We start from the raw sequence: 19,435 nt of genomic DNA on the forward strand, positions 1-19,435 counted from the left end.
TCTCCTTCCATGAGACAAGTGAATCACAGATCAAGCCAAACGGGAATCCCGAATCCGGTTAACAGCGACATGCTTTAAAAGTCGTGCCGCCTAGCAGATCGTCGAAACCTCAGCCATCAGCCAGTCGCGGAAGAGCTGTAATGCATGGTTTGAGGCAATGGTCTCATGGCTGCAAATGAACTTGTAAGATTCCTTGGGCTGGAAGAATTTCTCCGATACGATGCCGAGACTGCCGCGCTGCACGTCGCTTTCGAGAAGCGGTCGATGAGAAAAGCCAATGCCTTGTCCCGACCGCGCCGCCGCCAGAAGCGTGTGCTGGTCGTCGAAAAACAGATTTGAGTTTGCGGCTATATCACCAATGCCGTGGTGCGATATCCATCGCTTCCAATCGCTCATGTCGCGGTAGTGTAGGCGCGGAATGTCGGGGTTTGTGAGAAGGTCTTCCGGGTTTGCCACGCCTTCGAGAAGAGAAGGGCTACAGACGGGAACGAGCTTTTCGGTCAACAGGTCGATGCTGTAGGCACCGGCAGGGGCGTTCAGGCAATATTTGATCTGCGCGTCTTCTCTGTCATGCGCAATGGAATCGATCTCGAGATTGTTCAGATGCAGCTGTATACCCGGGTTCTGTTTGAGGAATCCAGCAATGCGGCTGGCAATGACTTCCATAGAGAAGAAAGGCCCGGCGCGGACGCGGAGAATTTGCGCCCTGTTGTCCTGACCGATAAGGGCCGTCACAGCACCGATTTCGTCAAGGGCACGCCCACAAACTTCGGCCAGCAATGCGCCCTCTGCGGTAACGGTCACGCCACGAGGCCCGCGAATAAGCAACTGGCAGCCCAAGGCCTGTTCGAGAAGTTTGATCTGATGACTGACCGCGCCTTGGCTGACCGCAAGCTCTTCCGCCGCAGCGGTAAAGCTCTGGCAGTGCGCCACGGCTTCAAAAGCCCGCAACGCTTTCAAGCTTGGAAGTCTTCTCCGCCCGGCTCGTGAATTCATAGTCCCATTAAATTTTCTAATAACATTGAATAGTTCTTTTGCATTGATCGGCTGCGGGCACAAGCATAATCGTCAATCAATAAAAGCTGCCCAAGGGAGCATTCCCACCGGCTGATGATCTCAGGTGACGCTGATTTTCTGGGATCAGACATTGCCGGGCAAGGGCGAATAACAGGAGATCGGAACATGCATAAGCACGCCAAAATGGGAATTATTGCAGCGGTTGTCGCCGTGTTCGGTGCTTTCCCATCCTATGCCGAGGAAATCCGCATGGGAGCCGAGGGCGCTTATGCGCCGTTCAATTACCTCGATCCCAATGGGAAGCTGCAGGGCTTCGATATCGACGTCGGCGATGCGATCTGCGAGAAACTGAAAGCGGATTGCGTGTGGAGCGCCAATGAATGGAGCGGGATTATTCCTGCTCTTCAGGCGAAGAAATTTGATGTGATGGCGTCGTCGATGGCTATCACGGAATCGCGCATGCAGCAGGTCAATTTTTCCAATCCCTACTACTACAATACCATGCGGTTTGTTGCGTTGAAGGAACTTGGCCTGAAGGACGTGACGCCGGAAAGCGCCAAGGGGAAGGTCATAGGCACCCAGACCGGCTCTATCGCGGTCGATGTTTTGCAGCGCTTTTTCCCTGATAATGAGGTGAAGCTCTATCCGACGCTGGAAGAAGCTTTCCTCGACATTGAAAACGGTCGCGTGGACCTCGTGCTTGAATCCAAGTTCGCGCTCAGCAACTGGATTTCTAAGGGAGCGAGCTGCTGCGAGTTTGTCGGTAACGAGTTCCTGCTCGATGGCACATTGGGCGCTGGCATGGCCTTCCGCAAGGATGATGAGGAGCTGCGCGCGCGCGTCAACAAGGCGCTGGAAGAGATCATCCAGGACGGCACCTACGACAAGATCCGCGCCAAGTATTTTGACTTCGACATTCGGGAAAAGCCGAAATTCGCCAGCGAAATCTTCGCAAAATAGTTCGTTCCGAAAGGGCCCTGATCTGAAGCACCACATCAGATCGGGTGCCCGCCTTGTGCCATGCGCAAGGTTGCGGCGGCGCGATCATGCTTCAGCCGTTACATTCTCGACCAATCCAGACTGGTCTTCGCCGACATAGAGCATTTCCAGCAAAAGTGCGTAGCGGTTTTGCGTAGGATAATGCGTAAAAACAAATAGATAGAGCGGTTCCACGATTCCGTTTTCACCGGAACCGCTCTAAGAAAGGTCGATCCCGTGTCCTATCGCGTTGCGATCATCGAACTCATCAATGAAAGTAATACCTTCACGAAAAATCGCACGAGTATTGGCGATTTCCGTGCGTCCCACTATTTCAAGGGTGATGAGATTCCGGCCAATTTCCGCGGCACCGGCTCGGAGGTCGGCGGCGCGATAAAGGTCGCGGATGAAAAGGGATGGACACCTGTTTATATTACTGCCGCCCATGCGGAGCCGAATGGCGCGGTGCTGGAAAGCGCACGTCTGGAAATCACAGGCGAATGCCTGCGGCGGTTGAAGGAATGCGGACCGTTCAACGGTATCTTCGTCGCTCTGCATGGTGCCATGGTGACGGAAACGGATCAGGATGGCGACAGCCAGTTCCTGCGCGAAATCCGCTCGGTGGTTGGGTATGATGTACCGATTGCCATCACGCTCGATCTTCATGCGAATATTTTCGACGAACTGGCCGATCTGGCGCAGATCGCGGTTTCATTCCGAACCTATCCGCATGTCGATATGAATGAGGTTGGGGTTGAGGCTTGTTCGCTGCTGGATCGGGCGATGAAGGGCGAGATCGAACCTGCTCTCGCCATCGCCCGCCCGCCAATGCTGCTCGGTTGCGATGACGGTCGCACGACGGATAATGGCCCGATGTGCCGTCTGCTCGAAAGCGCGGACCGCGAAATGCAGCAGCCGGGCATCCTCAATGTGGCGATCAATGCCGGTTTCACCGATGCCGATGTTTGGGCGGCGGGACCAAGTGTTATTGTCACCTTCGATGCGAAAAGTGTTGAACGGCAGGCCGCTTTCGATGTTGCAGGCAAGATGTGTGATGAAATCTGGTCCTATAAGGATCAGTGGACGCAGCCGATGCCTCTTGATGCGTGCATCGCGCGATTGAAAGAGGCGCGCGGCGCCAAGGGCACGATTGTTGTTGCGGACTTCTCGGATAATCCCGGCTCGGGCGCTTATAGCGATTGCACCGCGCTGATTGCGGCGATGCTGGACGCCGGTGTGACCGATGCCGCCGCTGGCGCGCTGCTGGACCCCGAAGCGGTGGCCGAGATTGCAGCCAAGGCAGTGGGCGAGACCCTCACGGTGACGATTGGCGGCAAGTCTGATCCAACGGTCGGCGGTGGCCCGCTGACGGTGACGGGCCGTGTCATGGCGATCAGCGAAGGCAGCTTCGTTTTCGAAGGGCCGATGTTTACGGGTCTGCCCGGAACGACCGGAAAATCCGTGTGCCTGCGCGTGGAGGGGATCGACATCATGATCGTTTCCGAACGGATGCAGATGCTCGATCAGAACATCTTCCGGATTGTCGGTATCGAGCCGAAGGAAAAGGCAATTGTTGCGGTCAAGTCGATGCAGCATTTCAAGGGGGCTTTCGGCCCGATTGCGGCGCAGATCATCGTGACCGATGCTGGTGGGTTGAGTTCGCCGGATCTTTCGAGACGCACTTATTCGCGCCTGCGGCGTCCGGTTTTCCCACTGGATACACTCTCGTGAGTACATCAGTGAAAGTCCCAACTGAATCTGTTGGACTTTTGCCAGCGAACAGGGAATTTAGAGCATTTCCAGCAAAAGTGCGTAGCGCCTACGCTGGGAAATCAGTCCACTGGACTGATTTCTAATCCCGCTTCGATGCGTAGGATAGTGCGTAAAACAAATAGATTGAGCGGATCCACGATTCCGTTTTAATCGGAACCGCTCTAGAACCGTTTCGATCTGACGTAATCAATCATACCCACGGATGGAGTATCCGATGCAGACAGCGCCAATTTTCGCCGGATTAAAAATCGAGGCGGCTGAAATACGGGTTATCCGGTTGCCGCTGCTCGTGCCTTTCGTGATCTCCACCGGCACGATGACTGAAAAGGTGATACCGATCCTCACCCTGAAGGCGGAAGGTCTTGAAGGCTATGCCGAAGGCGTGATGGACCCCTTGCCGGATTATCTCGAAGAAACCATCTCCGGCTCGCTCTCATTCCTGCGCGATGTGCTGCTGCCGCAGATTGTTGGAAAGCGTTTCAACGGTCCGGCTGATCTTGCCGCCATTCTCGATCCGTGGCGCGGGCACAGGATGAGCAAGGCCATGGTCGAAATGGCCGTGTGGGACTTGTGGGCGAAAGCGCTGAACCTGCCATTGAGCGTTGCGCTTGGTGGCGTTCGCGATGCCATCGATGTTGGTGTCAGCCTTGGCATCGCCGATATTCCAACGACGATTGACCGCGTCGCGGCTTCGCTCGACGCCGGTTACAAGCGCGTGAAGCTCAAGATCAAGCGCGGCCATGATCTGGCGATGCTGCAAGCCGTGCGCGACCGCTTCCCGGACGCCAAGCTGACCGTTGACGCCAATACGGATTATCGCCTGTCGGACCTGCCGCTTTTGAAAGCCATGGACGCATTCGCGCTCGATTACATCGAGCAGCCGTTGGCGTTTGACGACATTACCGACCATGTGCATGTGCAGGAAAAACTGCTGACGGCCATTTGTCTCGATGAAAGCATTCGCTCTTCGGTCGATGCGCGCAAGGCGCTCGTCGCGCGTGCCTGCCGGGTCATCAACATCAAGGTCGGGCGCGTCGGTGGCCACAGCGCATCGCGGGCCATTCATGATGTCTGCGCGGCTTTCGATGTACCTGTATGGTGCGGCGGCATGCTGGAGGCAGGCATTGGACGTGCGCACAATATCCATCTTTCGACGCTGGTGAATTTCACCAAGCCGGGGGATACCTCGTCCGCCAGTCGCTATTTCCCGCGCGACATTGTCAATGAGCCGCTGGAAGCCGAAAACGGCGGCATGGCTGTGCCGAAAAACGGCCCGGGTATTGGTGTGACGCTCGACCGCGCCTTCCTCGATACGGTGACGAACCATCGCGAGGAATTCGCAGCATGAGCGAAATAGTCATCCGCGAACTCGCATCGCTGGCCGAGATGAAGGATTCGGAAACTGTGCAGCGGCTTGTCTGGGGCGACGACGATCCTGTCGATGCCTCCGATCTGTTGCTTGCTATCCAGCATGAAGGCGGGCTTGTCGCCGGTGCCTTCGATGGTGAGAAGATGCTGGGTTTCATCTTCGGTTTCCCGACTGCGACACCGGGCATCCAGCATTCGCATCGTCTGGGGGTTTTGCCGGAAGCGCGGGGCCTGAAGCTTGGTGCGCGCATGAAGTGGTTCCAGCGTGACTGGTGCCTTGCGCGCGGCGTGACCCATGTGCGCTGGACCTATGATCCCATTCGCGCGGTCAATGCCGGGTTGAATATTGCAAGCCTTGGCGCCACGTCGTCCACCTATCACATCGACTATTATGGTCCGATGGTCGGCATCAATGCGGGCCTTCCGTCGGATCGCATCGTAGCCGACTGGCACTTGGACGATCCGCGTGTCGAAGCCCGTTCCAAAGGGCAGGCGCCTGAATTTCCCGCCGATATTCGTCGCGTCGAATTTCCCGGCGATATCGACCAGCTGCTTGCGACAGATCCAGCGGCGGCCATGCAGGCGCGCCTGTCGCTTCGCGAGACGCTGCGCGCAGCCTTTGCCGAAGGGCAGCGCATTGTCGGCTTCGATCCCAAAATACCTGCCTATCTGCTGCGCTGAAGCCAGCCCGCGCGCCCTTTTAAAAGCCCGCATCCGAGCATCGGTTGCGGGCTGACTTTTTTCCGCGCGGCGCTACTTATTACATGGAGCGGACATCCCCCACGCTTGCGATGGTTTTTGAAAGGCAGAGCAAGCGCTCGCGTGTATGGTGAGTCCTCGACAGGATGCAGGCGGCGAAAGGAAAAGCGAATTGGCTCAGCATCGCGTAGTGATTGTCGGCGGCGGTTTTGCGGGTTTGCAGCTGGCGAAAGATCTGCAAAGTCCGGATACATCGATCACGATCATCGATCGCAGAAACCATCATCTTTTCCAGCCCTTGCTCTATCAGGTCGCGACGACTGTTCTTGCAACATCGGAAATCGCCTGGCCGATCCGCTCCGTCTTTCGCAATCGCGAAGAGGTTTCCACCCTGCTGGCTGAAGTGACGGGCGTGGACACGCAGGCGCGCAAGGTGCATCTCCGCGATGGGCACGCCGTTGATTATGACACGCTTGTGCTTGCGACCGGTGCGCGGCACGCTTATTTCGGACGCGACGAATGGGAGCCTTATGCACCGGGCCTGAAGGCGCTGGAAGATGCGACGACTATTCGCCGCCGTCTCCTGCTGGCTTTCGAACAGGCCGAGCTGGAGGCCGATCCCGAAGTTCGCAAAGCGCTGTTGACATTCAGCATCATCGGCGCGGGGCCGACCGGCGTGGAACTGGCGGGGATCATTGCGGAACTGGCCCACCGCACCTTGGTCAAGGAATTCCGCAATATCGATACATCCACAGCCCGCATCATACTCATTGAAGCCGGGCCGCGCATTCTGCCGGTTTTCCCGCCGTCGCTTTCGGAATATGCGGAGAAGTCGCTGACGAAAATGGGCGTGGAGGTCAGAACCGGAACGCCCGTCACTGCCTGCGATGCCAGGGGCATTTCCATCGGTGACGAACAGGTCGCGAGCCGCACCGTCATCTGGGCGGCGGGTGTGCAGGCTTCGAAAGCGGCTGAATGGGTGGGCGCCGAACAGGATCGCGCCGGGCGCGCCGTGGTCGAGCCGGACCTGACAGTGAAGGGCCATCCCGAAATCTTTATCGTCGGGGATACGGCTCTGGTCAAAACCGCTGATGGAAAGCCAGTGCCGGGCATTGCGCCTGCCGCCAAGCAGCAGGGCAAATATGTGGCGAAGGTGATCAAGGCGCGGTTTGCCAATCATGCCGCGCCCGGTTCCTTCCGTTACAAGCATCTTGGCAACCTTGCCACCATCGGTCCAAGTGCAGCCGTCATCGATTTCGGGTCGCTGCGGCTCAAAGGCTGGATTGCATGGTGGATATGGGGCCTCGCCCATATCTATTTTCTCATTGGCACGCGCAGCCGTCTGGCGGTGGCGCTCAGCTGGCTCTGGGTCTTCATTTCGGGGCAGCACTCAGCGCGTCTGATTACGCAGAAAGAAACGCTGAAAAATGAAGTGTAGGCGTGTCGCCCACGGCATGTTTACGCCAACGCGATAGTGAATTTCGTTTCGCTGGACACATGGTTGTGTGCGCCATTCTTAGAGCGCGGTTCGATCTGATTGAATCAGATCGAACCGCGCTCTAATTTTTCTGTTATAACGCGCATCTTCTCCGATAACCGTTTCACACTTTTCGGGATGCGCTCTTAACGAGGAGATATGAGAATGCGCTTGATGATGGGAATGCTGCTGGCGGGTGTCAGTATTTTGGGTGGGGCGAACCTGGCGCAAGCCGAGGAAAGCGTGGAAGTTCTCCATTACTGGACCTCGGGCGGTGAGGCGGCAGCGCTTAATCTCTTGAAGGAAAATCTTCAGAAACAGGGTATTGGCTGGGTCGATATGCCGGTCGCCGGCGGTGCGGGCGAGGCTGCCATGACGACCTTGCGCGCCCGTGTGACGGCGGGCAATGCGCCTGCCGCCGTGCAGATGCAGGGTTTCGACATTCTGGATTGGGCGGAGCAGGGCGTGCTCGGCAATCTGGATGAAGTCGCCGACAAGGAAGGCTGGGACAAGGTCATCCCGCCTGCAATCCAGCGCTTCTCGAAATATGACGGCCACTGGATCGCCGCGCCGGTCAATGTGCATTCCACCAACTGGGCGTGGTACAACAAGGCCGCGCTCGACAAGGCAGGCGGAAAAGTGCCGCAGAACTGGGACGAGCTTGTCGCGCTGCTCGACAAGTTCAAGGAACAGGGGATCACGCCGATTGCCCATGGCGGCCAGCCCTGGCAGGAAGCGCTTATCTTCACAAGTGTCGTGATGTCGTTCGGGCCGGATTTCTACAAGAAGGCGCTGATCGATCTCGATCCGGAAGCGCTGAAGAGCGATACCATGAAGCAGGTCTTCGAGCGGATGGCGAAGCTGCGCACCTATGTGGACGACAACTTCTCCGGACGTGACTGGAATCTTGCCTCATCAATGGTCATCGACGACAAGGCGGGCGTGCAGTTCATGGGCGACTGGGCCAAGGGCGAGTTCACCAAGGCCGGAAAAAAGCCGGGCGCGGATTTCGTTTGCGGTCGTTTTCCGGGAACGGAAGGTTCCGTGGCTTTCAATGCCGATCAGTTCGCTGTCTTCGAAGTGGGTGAGGACAAGCGCAAGGCGCAACTTGCACTCGCAGCCGCTGTGGAAGACGTCAATTTCCAGTCGGCCTTCAATGTGGTGAAGGGCTCGGCACCGGCGCGCACGGATGTGCCGACCACGGCATTTGACGAATGCGGACAAAAGGCGATCAAGGATCTGGCCGCCGCCGACAAGAGCGGATCGCTGCTTGGTTCCTTCTCGCAGTCGCATGCACAGCCAACCGCGATCAAGAATGCGATGTTCGATGTCATCACCCGCCAGTTCAATGGCCAGCTGACGGCTGATCAGGCGGTTGAAGAGCTCAGCTCCGCCATCGACATGGCGAAATAAATAAAAAAGCCTCCACCGAAACCTTCGGGGGAGGCTTTTTCGTTAGAGCGGTTCCAGTTAAATTGGAATCGCTGGAGCCGCTCTATCCATTTGTTTTCACGCATTGTCCTACGCAAAACCGCTTCGCACTTTTGCTGGAAATGCTCTAGATCGGCTTTTATGCCAGATCGAAACGGTCGGCGTTCATCACCTTGGTCCAGGCGGCAACGAAGTCCTTCACGAACTTCTCCTTGCTGTCGTCCTGAGCATAGACTTCGGCATAGGCGCGAAGGATCGAATTCGAACCGAAAACGAGATCGACGCGCGTTGCGGTGAACTTCGGCGTGCCGGTCTTGCGGTCGCGGATTTCATACAGGCCTTCGCCGGTCGGAACCCACGTGTAGCGCATGTCGGTGAGCGTGGCGAAGAAATCCGTCGTCAACGCGCCGACCTTGTCGGTGAAGACGCCATGCGCCGTGCCGCCATGGTTGGTGCCGATGGCGCGCATGCCGCCGACAAGGACCGTCATTTCAGGGGCGGTGAGGCCCATGAGCTGGGCACGGTCGAGGAGCAGTTCCTCGGCGCTGACCACATAGTCCTGCTTCTGCCAGTTGCGGAAACCGTCTGCCAGCGGCTCGAGCGGAGCAAAGCTTTCGGCATCGGTCTGCTCGGCTGTCGCATCGCCACGTCCCGGTGCGAAAGGCACTTCAATGTCGAAACCGGCGGCCTTGGCTGCCTGTTCCACACCGTAATTGCCAGCCAGCACGATGACATCGGCCAGACTTGCGCCAGACGCCGCTGCAATCGGTTCCAGAACCGAGAGAACACGGGCCAGACGTTCCGGCTCGTTGCCTGCCCAATCCTTCTGCGGAGCCAGACGGATACGCGCGCCGTTTGCGCCGCCACGGAAATCCGAACCGCGATAGGTGCGGGCGCTGTCCCAGGCGGTGGAAACCAGATCGGACACGGAAAGGCCGGAAACGGCGATCTTGGCCTTGAGGTCCTTCACGTCGTAATCCGTGCGGCCAGCAGGAACCGGGTCCTGCCAGATCAGGTCTTCCGTCGGCGCGTCAGGCCCGATGTAACGGGTCTTCGGGCCCATGTCGCGATGGGTCAGCTTGAACCATGCGCGGGCAAAGGCATCCGAGAACGCGTCGAAGTCGTTCATGAAACGCTCGGAAATCGCGCGATAGATCGGGTCTACTTTGAGCGCCATATCCGCATCGGTCATCATCGGGTTCAGGCGGATTGACGGGTCTTCCACGTCAACCGGCTTGTCCTGCTCGGCAATCGAAATGGGCTCCCATTGCGATGCGCCAGCCGGGCTCTTGACCAGATGCCATTCATGCTTGAACAGCATTTCGAAGAAACCGTTGTCCCACTTGGTCGGTTCCGTGGTCCATGCGCCTTCGAGGCCCGAAACCACGGTATCACGACCGATGCCGCGACCCTTGGTATTCATCCAGCCCAGCCCCTGATATTCAGGCCCTGCATCTTCCGGATCGGGACTGAGGTTAGCCGGATCGCCATTGCCATGGGTCTTGCCGATCGTATGGCCGCCAGCTGTCAGCGCCACGGTTTCCTCGTCGTCCATACCCATGCGGGCAAAGGTTTCGCGCATCTGCGCTGCCGTTGCCAACGGATCGGACTTACCGTTCACGCCTTCCGGGTTGACATAAATCAGGCCCATCTGGACCGCCGCCAGCGGGTTGTCCAGCGTGCTCGGCTTGGTCACGTCACCGTAACGGCCATCGCTTGGCGCCAGCCATTCCTTTTCATTGCCCCAATAGGTGTCTTTTTCGGGCGCCCAGATATCTTCACGGCCAAAGGCGAAACCAAAGGTCTTAAGACCGGCGACATCATAGGCAATCGTACCGGCAAGCGCGATCAGGTCGGCCCAGGAGAGCCGGTTGCCGTACTTCTTCTTGATCGGCCACAGCAAACGGCGACCCTTATCGGTGTTGACGTTATCCGGCCAGGAATTGAGCGGCGCAAAACGCTGGTTACCGGTGCTGGCGCCACCGCGACCATCGGAGGTGCGGTAGGAACCGGCGGCGTGCCAAGTCACGCGAGCCATCATGCCGACATAGCTGCCCCAGTCGGCAGGCCACCACTCCTGACTATCGGTCATGAGCGCGCGCAGATCGGCCTTGAGGGCTTCCACGTCGAGCTTTTTCAGCTCTTCTTTATAGTTGAAGTCCTTGCCCAGCGGATTGGTCTTGCTGTCGTGCTGGTGCAGAATGTCGAGGTTCAGCGCATTGGGCCACCATTCCATGACAGAACTGCCAAGCGCGGTATTGCCGCCATGCATGACCGGACATTTTCCGGCCGATTTCGTCTTAACGTCCATGATTGCTCTCCGATGGCTTTCCCAAAGATGGCTTTCGCTAAATTGAACGAGCGGCTGACACTGGCATGCCAAAGCGTCCGCTTTATGAAGGCGGACACTCCGGGCCACAGTCAGTTTTGGTACGGTAATCAATGCTTCCGATAAATTCCAATTGTATATTCTAAAGGCTGCGATATGCTCAGCTTATGATTGGCCTCTCCATGAAACACCTTCGCTATTTCGACTCGCTGGCGCGATTGAGCCATTTCGGGCGCGCGGCAGCGGCCTGCTCCATCTCTCAACCCGCCTTATCCTTGCAGATCAAGGAACTGGAAGACCTGATCGGCGCGCCTCTGGTGGAGCGTGGTGGCAGACAAATCCGCCTGACCGGGCTCGGTGAGGAATTCGCGGAGAGGGTGCGCGGCATTCTGCGTTCGGTCGACGAACTGGAAGAGCTGGCGCGGGCAGCGCATGGCCCGTTCACGGGGCGCCTGCGTCTCGGCGTGATCCCGACGGTTGCGCCCTATCTTCTGCCGGAAGTGATCAAGACGCTCACCCAGCGTTATCCGGGGCTGGAACCACGCCCGCGTGAGGCCATCACCCAGAAACTGATCGAAGACCTTTTGGAAGCCAGACTGGACGCGGCGATTGTCGCCTTGCCGATTTCCGAGCCTGCCTTGCAGGAAGTGCCCCTCTTTGAAGAGGAATTCGTGCTGATGCGCCCGCTGGAAGATGCGGGCAAGCCGGTTCCCAGCGCCGAAAAACTGCATGAAATGCGGCTTCTTCTTCTGGAAGAAGGGCATTGTTTCCGCGATCAGGCGCTATCCTTCTGCAATATTGCGAATGCGCCGCCGCGTGAATTGATGGAAGGCAGTTCACTGTCCACGCTTGTGCAGATGGTGGGTGCTGGCATCGGCATTACGCTTGTGCCGGAGATGGCGGTCTATACGGAAACACTCGCCGCGAATGTCTGCATGTTCCGCCTTGCCGAACCGCGCCCGTCGCGGACCATCGGTCTGGTTTGGCGCAAAAGCAACCCGCTGTCGTCGCAACTCTCGCAGATCGCCGAGATCGTTCGGGAAGTCGGGCTGCGCAATCAGGACCGGATGCAGGCTTTGTTGAGCCAATGAACCACCCGTCTGCGTCGGATCGGGCCTATTCTCCCACAATTTCGCCGACAACTTTGCCCGCTACAGACGTGCAGCGAAGATAGACCCGGTTCACGGCAACGCCGGGCAGGGGCTTTTCAAGAGCGTCGCGGGCGTGAAAGCCGTTTGCGTTATTCATTATAAGCAACCTGCGGCTTTCCTGCGGGATGGAATAGCGAAATTTGTTTTCTGATATGGCATTCACCATGTCAGTGACGACGTCATGGGATTGGGTATGCTCCTCGCCCACCTTCCCGTCGAACTGGCCGCTCATATAAGTTGTAATCGAGCCGTTCTGGTCATGGCTGAAAATGGTTGCCTTGACGCGATGTTCTATGACCATCACGTCATTTTGCCCGTCTTCATAGACAGTCGGATTGAGCTTGAAATAATACGCATCCGATAAGCCTATTCTGTCCACAAGCGCTGCCAGACCATCGAGTTTGCAGGTCGGAACCCAATGAAAATAGCCGCGTTCCTCGAAATTAATGGCAATGTTATAGACTGATATGTAGTCGGGAACGGCCACCTCTGTGCCGGTAAGTGCACTGTCGGAATGAAACTCCAATCGGTTCGTTGGCGTTAGATCCTGTAATCCGGCGCGTTCAAGTCTTTCGAGACTGTCTGCGGAAGTGGTGAAGACGGAAAACGGCGTCTGGTTTCTCCCGTCGGTTAACGTCGGCATAAGCGCCTGGGTCAGCGAAACGGCCAGCAGCGCACCCGCAATGGCATCCAATGTCGCATCGTCAAGGATGGACGGTATATCGACCGCGACGATCCCGATTTCCGGGCAATCCAACTGATACTGCAAATCTTTGAGCAAGTTTGCGAAGACATGTGCGGCCTGGTCGGCCAGATCCGCCGCGAGTTCCTTGTCACGCAAATCCGCGAGCGAAATCATGATGCCGCTCTTGGTGAGATAGTGCTCACAAAAGTCGCTTGCGGCCTGGTGAGGCAGCGAAAAGATAACCGGAGTTTCAAAGTGTTTCGTCATGAGAGTTATCTTTCCAGCGGGAAAATTAGGGAGTGAACTACCCCCTAATCTCCATCCAGAAGTTAGTAACGGGCGTTCTTAGCAGAGATAATATTATTTCTTCTTATTGTTGCAGTCATAAACATAAAGAAAATCAATACAGCTGAGTGTTGAAGAGAGTCCCTTCAATACATCTTCAAATGCAATTGATTGCTTGCTTACGGTGTTGTTTGGATTATGCATTGAACTTCTCCCAATTTTTAAAATGTGCCTTTTTATGAAGGTAGCTTATTATTGAAGTCATTTATTATTTCGCGAAATAGCAAAGGAGCGCTGGCAATTTTATATCAGAGATTGCTTTTTATAGTGTTGATTCTTGCGGGCGAGTTTTTGGTTCGGCGAAAGGATTCTGCCATACTGCGCCAGTCCCGCCGACAAAGCCTACCATGGCCTTCTTCCCAATCCCATTTTACACCACACGCCTGCTCGCGAAATTTTGACGTTTACGGAAACGTCAAACTGCGCTAGTTTTGAGTCCGAACTGGTCGGCTGCGACCCGAGAACGGGTTAAGGCTGGCCAGAATGCTGCAAAAATGGCAGGTTTTCGAGTGAGAACGGTCCTTTTTGTTGCAGCATGCAGGTTGTCACGGCGTTTTGCCAGTTAAGCAGACAGCATGCATGAAACGCGGTTTGGAGCTGGTATCCGTCCGTTACGGGCTGGCTCAGGTGATGAATTTGGAGGATTTTGATGCCGAGCTATCGCGCGCCCGTTGAAGATACGAATTTCGTGCTCAACGACGTTCTGAACTATCAGCGTTACAACAATCTGCCGGGCTTTGCCGACGCGTCGCCCGACGTGGTCGAGGCAATCCTGTCGGAAGGTGCAAAGCTCGCTGAAGGCACCCTGTTCCCTGTCAATCACAGCGGCGACCGCGAAGGCTGCAAGCGCGCTGCCGATGGCAGCGTCACCGCGCCGAAGGGTTTCAAGGAGGCCTTCGATCTTTACCGCGAAGGCGGCTGGCTCGGTCTCGCCGTGCCGGAGCAATATGGCGGCCAGGGTCTGCCTTATCTGCTGCACACCGCCGTCGGCGAATATATGTCCTCGGCCAATATGGCGCTCACCATGTATCCCGGTCTGACGCAGGGCGCGATTGCCGCGATCCTTGCCCATGGCACCGATGAGCAGAAGGACACCTATCTGCCGAAGATGGTGGAAGGCACCTGGACCGGCACGATGAACCTGACCGAACCGCATTGCGGCACGGATTTGGGTCTCCTGCGCACCAGCGCGGCGCCGCAGGGCGACGGCTCCTACAAGATTTCCGGCCAGAAGATTTTCATCTCGGCTGGCGAACATGACATGTCGGAAAACATCATCCATCTGGTGCTGGCCCGTATCGACGGCGCGCCGGAAGGTGTGAAGGGCATTTCGCTGTTCATCGTGCCGAAGTTCATTCTCGATGAAAACGGCAACCCGGGTGCGCGCAACGGCGTTTCCTGTGGGTCTATCGAAGAGAAGATGGGCATTCACGGCAACGCCACCTGCGTCATGAACTATGACGATGCGACCGGCTATCTGATCGGCGAGGCGCATAAGGGCCTGCGCGCCATGTTCACCATGATGAACGAAGCGCGTCTCGGCGTGGCGCTGCAGGGGCTTTCGATTGCCGAAACCGCCTATCAGAATGCCGCGATCTATGCCCGCGAGCGTAATCAGGGCCGCGCCCTTTCTGGCGCGAAAGAGCCGGAAAAGAAGGCTGACCCGATTATCGTGCATCCGGATATCCGTCGCAACCTGATGACGATCCGCGCTTTCAACGAAGCAGGCCGCGCGCTCATCCTGTGGACGGCGCTGAATTCCGACATCGCGCACCGTTCCGGTGATGAGGGTGAGCGTCAGGCCGCCGATGATCTGGTCGGCCTGTTGACGCCGGTGCTGAAAGGCGTTCTGACCGACAAGGGTTTTGAACATGCCGTCATGGCGCAGCAGGTGTTCGGCGGTCACGGCTATATCGAAGAACACGGCATGAGCCAGTATGTGCGCGATGCGCGCATTGCGATGATCTATGAGGGTGCGAACGGCATTCAGGCGCTCGATCTGGTCGGTCGCAAGCTGGCGCTGAATGGCGGTCGTGCGGTCACGACCTTCTTCAAGGAAGCGGGCGAGTTCTGCGAAGCCAATCGCGACAACGAGAAGCTGTCCTTCTTCACCAAGCATCTGAAGAAGGGGCTCAACGACCTTCAGGCCGCCACCATGTGGCTGATGCAGAACGCCATGGCGAAGCCCGACAATGCCGGTGCAGCCTCCAATGACTATATGCACCTTTTCGGTCTGGTTGCTCTGGGCCTGATGTGGGGCCGCATGGCCAAGGTCGCCGAGGAAAAGCTGGCGGCAGGTGAAGGCAACAAGGCTTACCTTGAAGCCAAGCTTGTCACTGCCCGGTACTATTTCGAGCGTATCATGCCGGAAAGTGCCGCCCATCTGGCGCGCATCCAGTCGGGTGCGGATAGCATGATGGCGCTGCCTGCGGATGCGTTCTGATTTTCTGCCGATATTTTAAAGGTTAGGCCGGGTTCTTCGGACCCGGCGGGAAGGAGAAAAAATGGCTGAGGCTTATATTTACGATCACGTGCGGACGCCGCGCGGGCGCGGCAAGAAGGACGGGTCCTTGCATGAAGTGCCTGCTGTGCGTCTGGGCGCAAAGGTTCTGGAATCCCTGCGCGACCGCAACAACATCGATACCGCCAAGGTCGATGACATTATTTTTGGCTGTGTCGATCCGGTTGGCGAAGCCGGTGCCGTCATTCCGCGCTCTGCCGCTTTTGAAGCCGGATACGACTTCAAGGCCCCGGGCATCCAGATTTCGCGCTTCTGCGCTTCGGGTCTCGATGCCATTAATCTGGCGGCTGCCAAGGTTGCCTTCGGCGCCGATGATCTGGTGATAGCGGGCGGCGTTGAAAGCATGTCGCGCGTGGGTATGGGCATGTCGGGCGGCGCCTGGTACATGGATCCATCGGTTGGCTTCCCGGGCTATTTCATGCCGCAGGGCGTTTCCGCCGATCTGATCGCCACGAAATACGGTTTCAGCCGCGACGACGTCGATGCCTATGCTGTCGAAAGCCAGAAGCGCGCCGGCAAGTCGTGGGAAAAGGGTTATTTCAAGAATTCGGTCATTTCGGTCAAGGATCAGAACGGCCTGACCATTCTCGACCATGACGAGCATATGCGCCCGACGACCGACATGCAGGCGCTGGGCCAGTTGAACCCGTCCTTCGTGATGCCGGGCGAAATGGGCGGCTTCAATGCTGTCGGCATTCAGGCGCATCCGGAAATCGAAACGGTCAATCACGTTCATCATGCCGGTAATTCGTCGGGTATCGTCGATGGCGCAGCGGGCGTTCTGGTTGGCTCCAAGAAGGCTGGCAAGGCGTTCGACATCAAGCCGCGCGCCCGTATCCGCGCTTTCGCCAATATCGGCTCCGACCCGGCGCTGATGCTGACCGGCCCGGTCGACGTGACGGAAAAACTGCTCAAGCAGGCAAAGCTGAAGATTTCGGATATCGACCTGTTCGAACTCAACGAAGCCTTCGCCGCTGTGGTGCTGCGCTATATGCAGGCCTTCGACATTCCGCACGACAAGATCAACGTCAATGGCGGCGCGATTGCCATGGGCCATCCGCTCGGCGCAACCGGCGCGATGATCCTCGGTACGGTGCTGGATGAGCTGGAACGCCGCGATCTCAACACCGCGCTGGTGACCTTGTGCATCGGTGCTGGCATGGGCACGGCGACGATCATCGAGCGCGTATAAGGGCGAGGGAGGTTTTTACGAATGGCTTACACGAATTTCAAAGTTGAGACCGACGCCGACGGCATTGCCCTCGTCACCTGGGACATGCCTGAAAAGTCGATGAATGTTTTCACCGTCGAGGCGATGCAGGAACTGAACGCCATCATCGATGCGGTGGTTGCCGATGACAAGATCAAGGGCGTGGTCATCACGTCCGGCAAGGAAAGCTTCTCCGGTGGCGCCGACCTGACCATGCTGGAAGGCATGTTCAAGGCGTTCCAGAAGCAGAAGGCCAAGGACCCGCAGGGCGCGGTTCAGTCCCTGTTCGACAATGTCGGCAAGATGAGCGGCCTGTTCCGCAAGCTTGAAACCTGCGGCAAGCCTTGGGTTTCGGCCATCAACGGCACCTGCATGGGCGGCGCGTTTGAAATGTCGCTCGCCTGCCATGCGCGGGTTGTGTCGGATGCTCCGGGCGTGAAGCTTGCGCTGCCTGAAGTGAAGGTCGGCCTGTTCCCGGGCGCTGGTGGAACGCAGCGCGTTCCGCGCCTAGCCAACCAGCAGGACGCGCTTCAGATGATGACGACCGGCTCCAGCCTGACGGCGCAGCGCGCCAAGGCGATGGGCCTCGTCACGGAAGTCGCCCCGGCGAAGAAGCTGGTCGAAACCGCCAAGAAGCTCATCAAGGGCGGCCTCAAGCCGGTTCAGCCTTGGGATGAAAAGGGCTTCAAGCTGCCGGGCGGCGCGATCTATTCGGCTGCCGGTGCCAATCTCTGGCCCGCCGCAACCGCCATTCTGCGCCGCGAAACATCGGGCAATTATCCGGCGGCGCTGGCTATTCTGAAGTCGGTTTATGAGGGCCTTCTGGTGCCGTTCGATACCGGCCTCAAGATAGAGCAGCGCTATTTCACCGAAATCCTCCAAACAACCGAAGCGGGCATGATGATCCGTTCGCTGTTCGTGTCGTTGCAGGAACTGAACAAGGGCGCACGCCGCCCTGCGGATGAAAAGCCGACCAAGCTCAAGAAAATCGGCGTCATTGGCGCTGGTTTCATGGGGGCGGGCATTGCTTATGTGACCGCCAAGGCGGGCATTCCGGTGGTGCTGATCGACCGCGATCAGGAAGCCGCCGACAAGGGTAAGGCGCATACCGCCGATCTCGTCACCAAGGAAATGCAGAAGGGCCGCGCTACTGAGGCCGACAAGGAAAAGCTTCTGTCGCTCATCACCGCGACGCCGGACTATGCCGAACTCGACGGTGCCGATCTGGTGATCGAAGCCGTGTTCGAGGACCGTGAAGTCAAGCGTGTCGCGACCGAGAAGGCCGAGGAAGTGCTGAAGTCTTCGGCGATCTTCGCGTCCAACACTTCGACCCTGCCGATCAGCGGTCTTGCTAAGGTATCGAAGCGTCCGAAGAATTTCATCGGCATCCACTTCTTCTCGCCGGTCGACAAGATGATGCTGGTGGAAGTGATCCTCGGCAAGAAGACCTCGGACAAGGCTCTGGCCGTCGCGCTCGATTATGTCCGCGCGATCAAGAAGACGCCGATTGTCGTCAACGACACGCGCGGCTTCTACGTCAATCGCTGCGTGCTGCGCTATATGTCGGAAGCCTACAACATGCTGGTTGAAGGCGTTCCGGCGGCCATGATCGAAAATGCCGCCCGCATGGCCGGTATGCCGGTCGGCCCGCTGGCGCTCAACGACGAAACCGCCATCGACCTGTCGCAGAAGATCCTGAAAGCCACGCTTGCCGATCTGGGCGACAAGGCCGTTGATCCGCGCCATGTCGAGCTGGTGGACAGGCTCGTCAACGAGTTCGACCGCAAGGGCCGCAAGAATGGCAAGGGATTCTACGAATACCCGGCCAAGCCCGCCAAGAAGCATCTTTGGGCTGGTCTCAAGGATCTCTATCCGCAGCAGAACCCCGACAAGATCGACGTGAACGAGCTGAAGCAACGCTTCCTCGTCACCATCGCTCTCGAAGCTGCCCGCGTGATGGAAGAAGGCATTGTCACCGATCCGCGCGAAGCCGATGTCGGCTCGATCCTCGCCTTCGGTTTCGCGCCTTATACGGGCGGTACGCTGTCCTATATCGATGGCATGGGTGCGAAGAAATTCGTCAAGCTTGCCAAGGACTTGCAGAAGAAATACGGCCAGCAGTTCAAGGCGCCGAAGCTTCTGCTCGACCTGGCCGAGAATGGCGAAAGTTTCTATCAGCGTTTCAATCCCTACAAGAGCGAAACCAAAAAAGCGGCTTGATCCGTAATCTCTTAAAGTCTGGAAGGCGCGGTGTGAAAACATCGCGCCTTTTAATTTTCCGGCGTCCCTTTCGATCTCGTTAGGAAATTTTCCCTGTTATTTCATGCGTCTTGCGTAAAACACCAATTTTCGGTAGGTTCTGACAAAAGTTGGTAAGGGTATTAGGTTTAAAATCCTACGCGGCGCATTCTCACGGCCCGAGTTCGCCATGGGACGATGCCTGCCTGAAAT

General features: G+C 57.4%; 13 protein-coding genes. 10 read left to right on the top strand and 3 right to left on the bottom strand.

Annotation, left to right across the window (positions count from 1 at the left end; all coding sequences use genetic code 11):
- Positions 1–90 precede the first annotated feature (90 nt).
- Entirely contained in the window at positions 91–1,059 is a 969-nt protein-coding gene (locus HWD97_RS18745) for a LysR family transcriptional regulator (protein WP_235859017.1), read from the bottom strand.
- 123 nt (positions 1,060–1,182) lie between these two features.
- Between HWD97_RS18745 and HWD97_RS18750 the strand changes: the two genes are divergently transcribed.
- From HWD97_RS18750 to HWD97_RS18775, 6 genes are all read left to right on the top strand, one after another.
- The gene (locus HWD97_RS18750) at positions 1,183–1,977 is read left to right on the top strand and encodes an ABC transporter substrate-binding protein (RefSeq protein WP_235859018.1); all 795 of its coding nucleotides are present in this window, start codon (positions 1,183–1,185) and stop codon (positions 1,975–1,977) included.
- A gap of 255 nt (positions 1,978–2,232) precedes the next feature.
- On the top strand, positions 2,233–3,726 hold the full coding sequence (locus HWD97_RS18755; protein WP_109366993.1) for a M81 family metallopeptidase: 1,494 nt from the start codon (positions 2,233–2,235) through the stop codon (positions 3,724–3,726).
- A 256-nt stretch (positions 3,727–3,982) separates the two neighbouring features.
- Entirely contained in the window at positions 3,983–5,116 is a 1,134-nt protein-coding gene (gene menC, locus HWD97_RS18760; protein WP_371835447.1) for an o-succinylbenzoate synthase, read from the top strand.
- Complete coding sequence (locus HWD97_RS18765) at positions 5,113–5,817, top strand: GNAT family N-acetyltransferase (RefSeq protein WP_371835448.1); 705 nt, start codon at positions 5,113–5,115, stop codon at positions 5,815–5,817. The genes menC and HWD97_RS18765 overlap by 4 nt, the downstream gene beginning before the upstream one ends.
- 190 nt (positions 5,818–6,007) lie before the next feature.
- A complete protein-coding gene (locus HWD97_RS18770) occupies positions 6,008–7,273 on the top strand; it encodes an NAD(P)/FAD-dependent oxidoreductase (RefSeq protein WP_209445998.1) in 1,266 nt (421 codons plus the stop codon).
- A gap of 204 nt (positions 7,274–7,477) precedes the next feature.
- The gene (locus HWD97_RS18775) at positions 7,478–8,725 is read left to right on the top strand and encodes an ABC transporter substrate-binding protein (RefSeq protein ID WP_109366997.1); all 1,248 of its coding nucleotides are present in this window, start codon (positions 7,478–7,480) and stop codon (positions 8,723–8,725) included.
- A gap of 157 nt (positions 8,726–8,882) precedes the next feature.
- Here the strand turns inward: HWD97_RS18775 and katG are convergent, their stop codons facing one another.
- The gene (gene katG, locus HWD97_RS18780; RefSeq protein ID WP_109366998.1) at positions 8,883–11,054 is read right to left on the bottom strand and encodes a catalase/peroxidase HPI; all 2,172 of its coding nucleotides are present in this window, start codon (positions 11,052–11,054) and stop codon (positions 8,883–8,885) included.
- 185 nt (positions 11,055–11,239) lie between these two features.
- Between katG and HWD97_RS18785 the strand changes: the two genes are divergently transcribed.
- Positions 11,240–12,163, top strand: a complete 924-nt coding sequence (locus HWD97_RS18785; protein ID WP_109366999.1) for a hydrogen peroxide-inducible genes activator — start codon at positions 11,240–11,242, stop codon at positions 12,161–12,163.
- Between the two features lie 25 nt (positions 12,164–12,188).
- Here HWD97_RS18785 and HWD97_RS18790 read toward each other — a convergent pair whose 3' ends face one another.
- Positions 12,189–13,175: a hypothetical protein gene (locus HWD97_RS18790; protein WP_109367000.1), complete on the bottom strand. Its 987-nt coding sequence runs from the start codon at positions 13,173–13,175 to the stop codon at positions 12,189–12,191.
- A 727-nt stretch (positions 13,176–13,902) separates the two neighbouring features.
- On the opposite strand from HWD97_RS18790, the gene HWD97_RS18795 reads away from it, so the two are divergent.
- From HWD97_RS18795 to HWD97_RS18805, 3 genes are all read left to right on the top strand, one after another.
- Positions 13,903–15,696, top strand: coding sequence for an acyl-CoA dehydrogenase C-terminal domain-containing protein (locus HWD97_RS18795; RefSeq protein WP_109367001.1), 1,794 nt, complete (start codon positions 13,903–13,905; stop codon positions 15,694–15,696).
- Positions 15,697–15,757: 61 nt separating this feature from the next.
- Positions 15,758–16,966 carry an acetyl-CoA C-acetyltransferase gene (locus tag HWD97_RS18800; protein ID WP_109367002.1) on the top strand — a complete coding sequence of 403 codons (1,209 nt, stop codon included), beginning with the start codon at positions 15,758–15,760 and terminating at the stop codon, positions 16,964–16,966.
- Between the two features lie 21 nt (positions 16,967–16,987).
- Positions 16,988–19,204 (top strand): FAD-dependent oxidoreductase, encoded by a 2,217-nt coding sequence (locus tag HWD97_RS18805; protein WP_109367003.1) that lies wholly within the window; start codon positions 16,988–16,990, stop codon positions 19,202–19,204.
- Positions 19,205–19,435: the final 231 nt, after the last annotated feature.

The organism is Ochrobactrum sp. C6C9 (assembly GCF_022627935.1).
In the GTDB taxonomy this organism is placed as follows: Bacteria; Pseudomonadota; Alphaproteobacteria; order Rhizobiales; family Rhizobiaceae; genus Brucella; species Brucella teleogrylli.

What these genes read in the sequence shown, in the direction of transcription:
- HWD97_RS18750 (WP_235859018.1), top strand. Translation starts at nt 1,183, where the DNA reads ATGCATAAGCACGCCAAAATGGGAATTATTGCAGCGGTTGTCGCCGTG.
- menC (WP_371835447.1), top strand. Translation starts at nt 3,983, where the DNA reads ATGCAGACAGCGCCAATTTTCGCCGGATTAAAAATCGAGGCGGCTGAA.
- HWD97_RS18765 (WP_371835448.1), top strand. Translation starts at nt 5,113, where the DNA reads ATGAGCGAAATAGTCATCCGCGAACTCGCATCGCTGGCCGAGATGAAG.
- HWD97_RS18775 (WP_109366997.1), top strand. Translation starts at nt 7,478, where the DNA reads ATGCGCTTGATGATGGGAATGCTGCTGGCGGGTGTCAGTATTTTGGGT.
- katG (WP_109366998.1), bottom strand. Translation starts at nt 11,054, where the DNA reads ATGGACGTTAAGACGAAATCGGCCGGAAAATGTCCGGTCATGCATGGC.
- HWD97_RS18785 (WP_109366999.1), top strand. Translation starts at nt 11,240, where the DNA reads ATGATTGGCCTCTCCATGAAACACCTTCGCTATTTCGACTCGCTGGCG.
- HWD97_RS18790 (WP_109367000.1), bottom strand. Translation starts at nt 13,175, where the DNA reads ATGACGAAACACTTTGAAACTCCGGTTATCTTTTCGCTGCCTCACCAG.
- HWD97_RS18795 (WP_109367001.1), top strand. Translation starts at nt 13,903, where the DNA reads ATGCCGAGCTATCGCGCGCCCGTTGAAGATACGAATTTCGTGCTCAAC.
- HWD97_RS18800 (WP_109367002.1), top strand. Translation starts at nt 15,758, where the DNA reads ATGGCTGAGGCTTATATTTACGATCACGTGCGGACGCCGCGCGGGCGC.
- HWD97_RS18805 (WP_109367003.1), top strand. Translation starts at nt 16,988, where the DNA reads ATGGCTTACACGAATTTCAAAGTTGAGACCGACGCCGACGGCATTGCC.